The sequence below is a fragment of the Desulfovibrio sp. SGI.169 genome (genome assembly GCF_050313595.1).
Taxonomy (GTDB): Bacteria; Desulfobacterota; Desulfovibrionia; order Desulfovibrionales; family Desulfovibrionaceae; genus Desulfovibrio.
Window position 1 is genome coordinate 1 of the sequence record NZ_JBNPLS010000082.1, and the last position, 634, is coordinate 634.

1 protein-coding gene is annotated in these 634 nt (G+C 41.2%); it reads right to left on the bottom strand.

What is annotated here, in order from left to right; translation table 11 throughout:
- On the bottom strand, positions 1-561 hold a 561-nt coding region (gene selD, locus ACQRA4_RS13865; RefSeq protein ID WP_427823634.1), incomplete at its 3' end, for a selenide, water dikinase SelD.
- Positions 562-634 lie beyond the last annotated feature (73 nt).

The following is a 634-nucleotide window of genomic DNA, read 5'->3' on the forward strand; positions in this document are numbered from 1 at the left end:
AAATAATGCACGGGCAGCCAAACCTGTTCCAATAGGTTTAGAAATGAGGATAGCATCTCCCTCTTTCGCGCTTTGCTTTCTCAGTATATTACCTTCTATTTTGCCTATGACGGAAAGACCAATCAGGAAATTATCACCAAAAATGCTATGTCCTCCAACAATATTTACGCCTTCATTTTCACATGCGACAAAAACACCTTTTAGAAGAGCTTGACGCTGTTCGTAGGTCGATGTCTTTGGGACAATTGATGTTAATAAAGCATGCGTAGGAGAACCGCCCATAACATAAATATCACTTATGGCATGAAGTGCAGCAATTTTACCGCCAATAAAAGCGTCGGTTCCAACTATTGGGCCTATATCAGTAGTAAATAAAATATTCTGTCCATTGAGTTCAATGATGGCTGCATCTTCAGGTGCCGAAGCACTTGCACTACTTGATGTGCGAATAATGTCTTTTATATTATCTATGAGTGAAATGAGTTCCAAGCCAGGAATCTTGGCCAAGCAACCACCGGATTCGCATTGAGTAATAGAAATATTAGCCTCTGAATGAGCCATGACAGCCTCCTATGTTACTTTAAGCGAATCGGAGCAATTCCCTCTCCGAAGCAGCCCCTTCGTCAATTTTTTC